3 protein-coding genes are annotated in these 9,423 nt (G+C 36.7%); 2 read left to right on the forward strand and 1 reads right to left on the reverse strand.

Annotated elements, in window-relative coordinates; genetic code table 11:
* Window positions 1-41: 41 nt before the first annotated feature.
* Both FTU50_RS02750 and FTU50_RS02755 read left to right on the forward strand, forming a co-directional pair.
* Window positions 42-6,017, forward strand: coding sequence for a DUF637 domain-containing protein (locus FTU50_RS02750; protein ID WP_180046036.1), 5,976 nt, complete (start codon window positions 42-44; stop codon window positions 6,015-6,017).
* Window positions 6,018-6,036: 19 nt separating this feature from the next.
* Entirely contained in the window at window positions 6,037-7,413 is a 1,377-nt protein-coding gene (locus tag FTU50_RS02755; protein WP_180046034.1) for a hypothetical protein, read from the forward strand.
* A 146-nt stretch (window positions 7,414-7,559) separates the two neighbouring features.
* On the opposite strand, the gene FTU50_RS02760 is transcribed toward FTU50_RS02755, so the two are convergent.
* The gene (locus tag FTU50_RS02760) at window positions 7,560-8,825 is read right to left on the reverse strand and encodes an integrase arm-type DNA-binding domain-containing protein (RefSeq protein WP_180046032.1); all 1,266 of its coding nucleotides are present in this window, start codon (window positions 8,823-8,825) and stop codon (window positions 7,560-7,562) included.
* Window positions 8,826-9,423 lie beyond the last annotated feature (598 nt).

Consider the following 9,423-nt stretch of genomic DNA (forward strand, 5'->3'; position numbering starts at 1 on the left):
TTTGAATTTAAAAACTTGATTTAAAAATAGAAGTACTTTCAATGAATAAAAATCTTTATCGCATCATTTTCAGCAAACCCCGCAATATGTTCATCGCTGTAGGGGAAAATAGTAAAAGCCAAACCAAAGCTGCTGGGGAGAGTGCAAAAATAGCGATATCTCCAGGAACTCATGATAGTACAGCTTTACACCAGCATTGGGTAGTGAAAAGCTTGGTGGCCAGCATGAGTATATGGATGTCTGTAGCGCCTGTATATGCACAGATTCAGGCAGATCCGGTGGCTAATGCAGCGAACCGTCCAGTCGTGGGCGTGGGAAAGAATAGCCAAGGTCAAAATGTACCTGTAGTCAACATTCAAACCCCAGTAAATGGTGTCTCCCATAACATCTATAAACAAATGGATGTGCTGAGTAATGGTGTAGTCTTGAATAATAGCCGTACAGGTGCCGGTTCTGCCATTGTGGGAAGTGTAGGAGCAAACCCATTTTTAGCTAAAGGTGAAGCACGGCTTATTTTAAATGAAATCAATTCAACTGCAGCAACCCGTTTTGAAGGAAATCTTGAGGTTGCCGGTCAACGTGCAGATGTCGTTATAGCTAACCCAGCTGGTATTAATATTAAAGGTGGCGGTTTCATTAATGCCAATAAGGCCATTTTTACCACAGGCAAGGCACAGCTAAATGCGGATGGAAGCCTAAAGCAATTTGTTGTAGACCAGGGTAAGGTGACGGTTACAGCCAACACAGGTTCAACTTTAGGTTTAGGTGGGAACAACAATAATGTTGATTATGTAGATATTTATGCACGTGCGTTAGACTTGAATGCACAACTGCATGCTAATCAAGATATTAATGTCATTACAGGTGCAAATACCATCTCAGCCGATCTTGAGAGCATTGACAGTAAAACTTCAACAGTTGCAGCACCTGCATTGGCAGTAGATATTAAAAGTTTGGGCGGGATGTATGCCAATAACATTTTTCTGATGGGGAATGAAAAGGGCTTAGGTGTCACGAATGCAGGTACAGTCCAAGCTGTAAATAATATAGTGGTGACCAATACTGGTAAAATTGTGCATAGTGGGACAATCTCAACCACAGATAAAAAGAATGGTTTGGTCAGCGTTGCCGGAACAGGAGCTGCTGCGGATATTGCTATAAGTGGTTCAGTGAATAGCTATGGCCTGATCAATATTGATTCTGATAATGACGTAAATCTGAATGCAAAAGATATTACGCTAAATTATGATGCCACAACTCTGAACTCAGCAGCATTGATTATTGGAGCTCAAGGTAATCTAAACTTAGCCACCGGGACCAAAATTAATAACCTCAGTACAAATGGGGACTTATATGTCGATGCTAAAGGGATCAGTCTGGCAGCAAATTCAGAGTTACGTAGTAACCGTGGTTCTGCCAATATTAATGCCAATGAAAGTTTGGTGAGTAACAGCACAGCAAGACTGATCGCTGCGAAAGATTTAAATTTGACTGCCAACAAAGATCTGAAACTAATAGGAAATACCCTACAGGCCACGAGTGGTTCAATCAATGTCCAGTCAGCTGAAGAGGCACATTTGCTCCAAGTAGATGGTGGAACACTCTATGCCGGCAAAGACTTAAATATCTATAGCTCAGGTGATGTCAGTCTTAAAAACTTAAGCTTTAACCTAGTCAATAATGCTACACGTTTAAAAGATATCAATATCTACAGTGGCAAAAATCTGACTTGGGATAATAAAGCGAAACCCTTAGCTAAGATTTCAGGAAAACTACAACTTGAAGCCAAGCAAGGACTAGAGCTTGCGGGTACGGCGCTCCATGCAGCCAATGGTATTGTCACCCAGTCTGATACTCTAAACTTGAACACGACAGTAAAGTCAGATCAGGGCATTGACTTAACGACACATAATGCCATGTCTTTAGCACAAGGCACATCGTTAACTGCAGTCAAAGATGTCAATTTAGCCTCATTACAGGGCAGTATTCAGGCACAAAGTCTGAAAGTTAACTCCACTGCAGGCCATGCATCGATCATCGCCCATGAAAATGTAAACTTGAATTCGGTCCAAACCACTGTGCCCGCGCCCCAGGCCGATCGTGATGAACAGATTACAGATAAGACCGTGATTAACGCAGCTCAAGGAATTGTAATTGCCAGTGCAGAAAAAGGTACAGTCAGTGTTAATTCCGCAGATTTAACTACAGTCAAAGGTGATTTAAAAATCCTTGGACAAAATGGTGTAAATCTAGATTCCAATATTGATGTGGTTGTTGGTGGTGGAGATAATGGATATGACACTACTCTTAGCAATCAGCTCGAAGGCCAGTCTGTATCAGTCGGAACTAAAAAGGGTAATATTGATATTAAGAATACTGTGTTGACCTCAACTGTAAACCAGCTACATCTAAACAGTGAAGCAGGCATGCTCAGTGTTGCAGACAGTAAGCTGCAGTCTAAGGGGAATACTGGAATTTACGCCAAGGATATTTTGGCTCTTAAAAATATCACAGCGAACTCAGATCAACATTTAGCAGTCAATTCAAAACGAACCCTATATCTGAATGCAGATTATACGCCGACCGCTACTGTGTGGCATCCATCAGCTAAAACCAACTTAACAGCAAAGGGTGTTTTGTCCCTTACTGCAACGGGCAATCAGGTGATGCAGAATGCCCAATTGACAGGTGGTGCTATTTTATTAGAGACCACAAATTTATTTATGAAGCCAGGTCTGGTCTTCAATGCCACGGGAAGTGATCTATTAAAAAATGATAGTAAACTCAGTAGTTTAAATGGTGATTTAAGTATTCAAACTACCGGAACTACTGGTTTAACAATTGACCCAAAGATAATAAATTTATCTGCAATTGGTGATATTGAACTTATTGCAAAGAATGGTCATTTAAAATTGGCTGGTTATGGTGGTATGAAAGGTAATGGTTCAGAGCAAATTGTAAACTTAGTAACAAGTAATGGTGGGATTAATTTAATTGGTAAATCTATACAGTTAGATGGAAGTAATTTAAATGCTAAAGGCGCTATAAATTTAGTAGCCACTAATGGGGATATTGTTGTTGATGGTATAAAAAATAAACATGTTAATGCACCTCATACTTTAAATTATCAGATGCTTTCGAATGAAAAGAAAAATAATGATCAATTTATCGCAGCAGCTAAAGCATTGTTAGTTTCGCAATATCCTACTGATCAAATTTTATTAGCAATACTTGGACCCCAATATGTTCTTAATGAGATTGCGATTGCTGAAGAAAGAGGTAAAGCAATTCAGTCAGATATGAATTTCTATTTGTCTAATATAAATGGTTTTGAGCATAAAAAAGCTAATGTTGTAAGTAACACAGGAAATATCGAAATTAATGCAAAGCAGGGAATTTTATTAAGAGCAACAGATGTTACTAGTCCAGAAAAAATCTTAATAGAGTCTCAAGGTACTTTACAAAAAACTAAAACCTCTAAAGAACTTACTGAGCAACTGGATGCAGGTATATTAATAGATGGAGTAGTTGATAGTTTTGATTTTGGTGTTGATACAGGTGCTAATTATCAAGTTAGAGAGAATTTTGTTGCGAATCAAATTAGGGGCTCAAATGGAGTAACAATAAATTCATTAGGTGAAAACTTAACAGATAATTTAGTTATTCAAGGTGCTGATATTATTTCGTGGTATGGAGATGTTGATTTACAAAGTGGAAAAGATATTCAATTATTAACTGGTCAAGATCAAAGTTATGATAAATCAACGCAAACAACGACTAAAAAAACTTGGTACGGAAAGAAAAAAACTACACAAACTATTTATCAAGCTCAAAACTATTCTTCAATTCCTGTAAATTTACAAGGTAAAAATATTTTATTAAAAAGCAAAGGAGATACGGTTTTATATTCTACAAATATGGATGCATATGGCGATATTGATATTAAAGCTAAAAATATAAAACTACTTGTAACTGATGAAATAAAAAGAAAAGAGACTACTTCAAGAAAAAAATCTTCATTTTGGGGATTTAAATATAATGATTCGACCTCAAATTCATCATATAAAGAAATTACACAATTACCTGTTAAAGCAAAAGCTGATTATATAAGTACTAAAGCAGCATTTGATACTCTTCTACAAGGTTCAGAATTTAACTATCTATCTGGCGCTTCAATAACTGCAGGAGGAACAATTACATTAACTTCGGCAACTACACTCATTGAAAATACTCTTCATAAAGAAAAAAATTCAGTTGTTTGGCAATCTATGCAGGATACAGGCTCAATTACTGAAACAGCAAAACTGCCAAGTTTTAATGGACCAGTTGTACCAAAGTTTGAAGCGAAAGGCGGACTAACAGTACAAGTGCCTGTTGTTTCTGGCCAAAACAATGATGTTCGTGCTGAGGTGATTAAGCTTTCTAATCAGCCTGGTAATGAATATTTGAAAGGGCTTATTGCTCGAAAAGATGTCAATTGGGAAGCGGTTAAACTTGCTCAAGAGAATTGGAATTATAAGCAGCAAGGTTTGACAGGCGCTGGCGCCGCAATCATTGCAATTGTTGTGGTAGCAGCGACTGCAGGCGCTGGAGCTACAGCAGTAGGGGCATTAGGGGGAACAGCATCTACTTTGGGGGGATCTGCAGTTGCAATGAGTCAGGCAGCAATTACAACTTTAGCAACACAAGCGAGTGTAAGCCTGATTAATAATGGTGGAGATATTGCTAAGACTTTAAATGAGCTGGGCAGTAAAGAGTCGGTAAGAGGTTTAGCTACAAGTATTGTAACAGCAGGTTTGTTGAGTCAAGTAAGTACAGCTTTAAATCTTAAGCCTGATAGTACTTATTTTCCTGATCGTTTAATGAATAACTTTGCGACTTCTGTCGGCTCTACTTTAGTACAAACTGCTATCAAAGGGGGAAATCTCGAAGACAATTTACAGGCTGCTTTATTAGCCGGGTTAGCAGGGGCATTACAGGGAGAACTAGCAAGTCAAATTGGTACAAGTCTAGATAAAGTTGATCCTAGTGCCTTTGAATACACAATTCATAAAATTGCTCATGCTGCAGTAGGTTGTGCGGCAGCAGCTGCAACAAAAGCAAGTTGTGAGGCTGGGGCAATCGGGGCGGGTGTAGGTGAAATCGTCGCAGGATTAATGCCTGATCCTGCTAATGGCATTGAATATACGGACAATGAAAAACTCAAAATTCGAAATATAGGTAAATTGGTTTCAGGTACTGTTGCTGCATATGCAGGATATGATGTAAATACAGCTGCAAATAGCGCTGATACTGCGATTCAAAATAATTCTTTAGTTAAATTAGCGACTGCGACGGGTAAAGTTTTAGTTAAAACATTGGATGAATTTAACGCTGCAAAAAAGAAAGGTCTACAGTATACAAAAAGTGATCTTGTAAAATCTCTAAAAGAACAAAGTGCAGATGAACTAATAGGCATTGCCGATGATTTATTGACAGTATTTGGTAGAAGCACTTCTCCATTTGATCGCGCTTTAGCGGCAATAGATTTAATTGTTGGAACTGACTTAAAACCGGGTAAAGGAGATTCACTTAACCTTGCAAAGAATGAGCTTGATAAATTAAAAACAGATCGTTCCTATGTCCAAACAGTTTACCAAAATAAAGTTGATGTAATTACACGCAATAGATTGAATGGAAGGGAGTTTGAAGTAAGTGCTGCAAGCAAGTTAGGAATACAAAGAAATAGTAACCGAGAAATGATTACGGTTAGAACAGAAAGAGATGGACAGATCAATATCATTCCAGATGCATTTGGTAATGGGGGTACATTAGTTGAATTCAAAAATTTAAAGTACATCACTGATACAAAGCAATTTAGAGGGTATGCTGCGACTAAAAAGCCAGTAACATTAGTTATTAATCCAGATACTAAATACTCCAGTACTATTGAGCAAACAATCAGAGAATCTAAAGGGGCTATCTATACATTTGATCAAAAGACGCAAGCTCTTAAATTATTAAAAGATTTCAGTTAAATTTAGGAACATCATCAATATGAAAATTAGTACTGCGATTCGTACAAATATTTATACTCATCAAAACTTAGCTAATCCCGAAAGTTTCTTTCGGCGTATAAAGTTTAGATGCGAACATTACCCTGAATTAGTTCCTGAAAAATGCGGGTTTGGAGAGCCATTTAAAATTAAATTTTCTCAAGACTTAATTGAAACATTAATTCCTGATGATCGTGGCGGACAGGCTAGTAGTCTATACTGGTCTAGAGCTAAGAAAACAAAGGCTTGGGGGGCTTTTAGTGTTCCTATACATAATAATATGCATGCTATGGAGGTAATTCATAGTGAGTTAGAACAAACTGATCAAAATAAGCTAGTTGAATACGTAAAAAAAGTTTGTACGAAATTTAATGCTGATCTAACTATTATTGATATAGAGGTTAATGATAGTTGGAGTCTTGCTAACCCACATATTGGAGGAGTTGAGCCAACGACAGATCAATTGCGTAATTGGTTACCTGATATGTATTGGGGAGTAGTATTTGGTAAGCCATATATTGATTTGTGGGGAGATAAATTATTAAATGTACCTGCCTTTAAAGTTGAAAAATTATCAGATGAATTAATTTTTATACAATTAACAGAAAATATTAGTGACGTTGTAGAAAAATCTGAAGAAACTCGAATTAAGCGTGAAGAAGTTAAGAGTTTTTTAAACAACTATGTGTTTTATACACCCGAAAAAGGATATAGACCTGGGAATACTTTATGGTTTTTTTCAGGAAGATCAGAAAATAATCTAATTCGTATTCCAAAAGTAGAACATAGCCCTAAAGTTTTTAATATACCGCATTTTACATTTGAAGATTCAGAGCAATATATTGTGAGTGATACTATTCAAAATGATTCTAAAAAATTAAATCAACTCAGACTCATTAATACGGATATGTGGAAATTGGCTTTATCGCAAAAATGGCTTGTACAAGCTTATCCTGAAGAAAAAGCGGATTTATCAACTGGCACAGTTAAAGAAATTAGATTTTTTTATCAGCCAGAGTATTATGATTCACCTATTGAAAAAGAGTTGTTTATTGGTGCATGGGATCGACCTGAACAAGAAAAGACAAGCCGTCATGAATATACTGAATCTATTATTCACGCATTGATTAAGAGTTATCCACCAGCGGTATCTAAATGGTTTACAGTAAAAAGTAAGATTGAACATTTTAAAGAGTACTCAGAGCTCTATTTAGATCAAATAGACCAACAGGAGTTCAGTTTATTTCGTATAGCAATTAAAGTAATTATTTTTGATAGTTACTTTGTTAAGCTAACTTTTATGGATTATTGTTGTAACGATCTGAGTGAATCTAAACAGTACTCTGATCCAGTTTTCAGCTCATTTCAGGCTAAATAATAATTAACTATTATTTAAAAATTAATGAATTTATGCAGCCTGTAAATTGTTTTGTGAAACTGTCATTACAAATATAAAAAAAATTTATGAGCATATTCGTGCTTCTACTATTTAATGATGAAGCACGATTTTTACAATATTTATTTTTACGTAACACAAAACTCAGCCCAGTCCGCCATCAATCCTTTACGTTTTTCTAGATAAGCCCCACGTAAATATGCAGCTTCAACTTCATCTGGCAGCTTATGTGCAAGTACATGCTCACAAACCTCACGTGGATAATCTGTTTTGTCAGCTGACCAATCACGAAAGGTTGAACGGAAACCGTGGGTCGTAATCACTCGATTTTGCTTTGGATCAATATAGCCTAAGCCATTTTCTTTAAGCTTTTGTTCATGCATACGTTTGATCAGAGTTGTCAATGACATGTCAGAAAGCATACCGCCACGTGGAGCAGGGAAAATGAAATTTTGTTGCTGCGTATATGGTCTAATTAACTCTAGCAAAGCAATTGCTTCTTGAGATAAAGGTACGCGATGCTCTTTATCTGCTTTCATCCGTTCTTTCGGAATGATCCAAACCTTATGTTTAAAATCGATTTCCTGCCACGTTGCACCAAAAATCTCTCCAGACCGACAAGCCGTTAAAATCGTAAATTCCAGAGCCTTAGGTGAAATACCTTTTTTCTGCCTCAAGTGCTGAATAAACTCAGCTACCTGTTCATAAGGTAAGGATGGGTGGGGGCGTGATTCCTGTTTTATGTTACCCAATATAGGTTCAAGATTACCTTTCCATTCAGCTGGGTTATCCCCAACAAGATATCCCATAGCCTTAGCATAATCAAAAATAGTTTCTATACGACCACGAATACGTTTAGCTGTTTCGTTCTTTTCAATCCAGATAGGTCTAAGAACTTCGGCAATATCAACTTTTGTAATTGTGCTAATTGAACGATTGCCTAAAGCTGGATAGATATAGGATTCTAATGTAGATGTCCATTGCCCAATATGCTTTTCATTTTTCAGTTCACGGGTTTTATTGGCAATAACGACTTTTGCACACTCAAGGAATGTTTTGTCACGAAGTTTCTGAACATACAGCTTTTCTAGTTGTTCTTGTTTATGAGCAATTGGATCAATGCCACTTCGTATTTGTAATCGTAATTCAGTGGCTTTGGCACGGGCTTCAGCTAAAGAAACTTCAGGGTAGGGGCCGATACCAATATCACGACGATGAGGTTTCAACTTTCCATCTTTATCCAGACGTTTCCCCACAACAGCACGCAAAATCCAGACACGGGAATTACCCTCGACATTTAGACATAAGCCATCAACACCCCCTACAGAATGTCGACCAGTCGTTTTAATTTTTGCTACACTCAGAGCAGATAACTCTTTAGATTTCTTTGGCATATTATATTTTACCCCACAACCTACCCCTCATAAAATACTGGAAATAGTAGGATTGGGCAAGATGGCTTTGGATAATTAAAATATTAAATAATTGAAAAATATATGTTTATAATGTTATTTGGGATTGTTTAGGACTACTGTTAGACGGACACCGCTTCCGCCAAATTCAAAAAGCCCTGACATTGTCAGGGCTTTTTTTATTGCGCTCCGTTTTATTTTTATATTCTTTATATGGAGCTGATTTATTTTAAAGAGGAGAGCTAAGCATATTTTATAGGTATTATATAAATACCTTTAAGATATATTATTTTGCTTCGAATATCTAAAAATAAAAATCCATAAAATATGAAAAATGAATATTTATATAGATTGCTTTTCTATAAAATAATCATTGATAATCTTTCACCTGTCGCAATGTATATGCGACAGATGAAGATTAAAATCAATTATTTAAATTTTATAGGTTGACAGGGCTTTGTTGCACAAACCTATCTGTAAAGGGTTTTTCAGCGATATAATTTTCAAATGAAGAAGCCTGCACACAAAATCTACCGCACAACCAATTGGCCCGCATATAACCGAGCACTCATGAGTCGCG

This window comes from Acinetobacter sp. YH12112 (assembly GCF_013418945.1).
In the GTDB taxonomy this organism is placed as follows: Bacteria; Pseudomonadota; Gammaproteobacteria; order Pseudomonadales; family Moraxellaceae; genus Acinetobacter; species Acinetobacter indicus.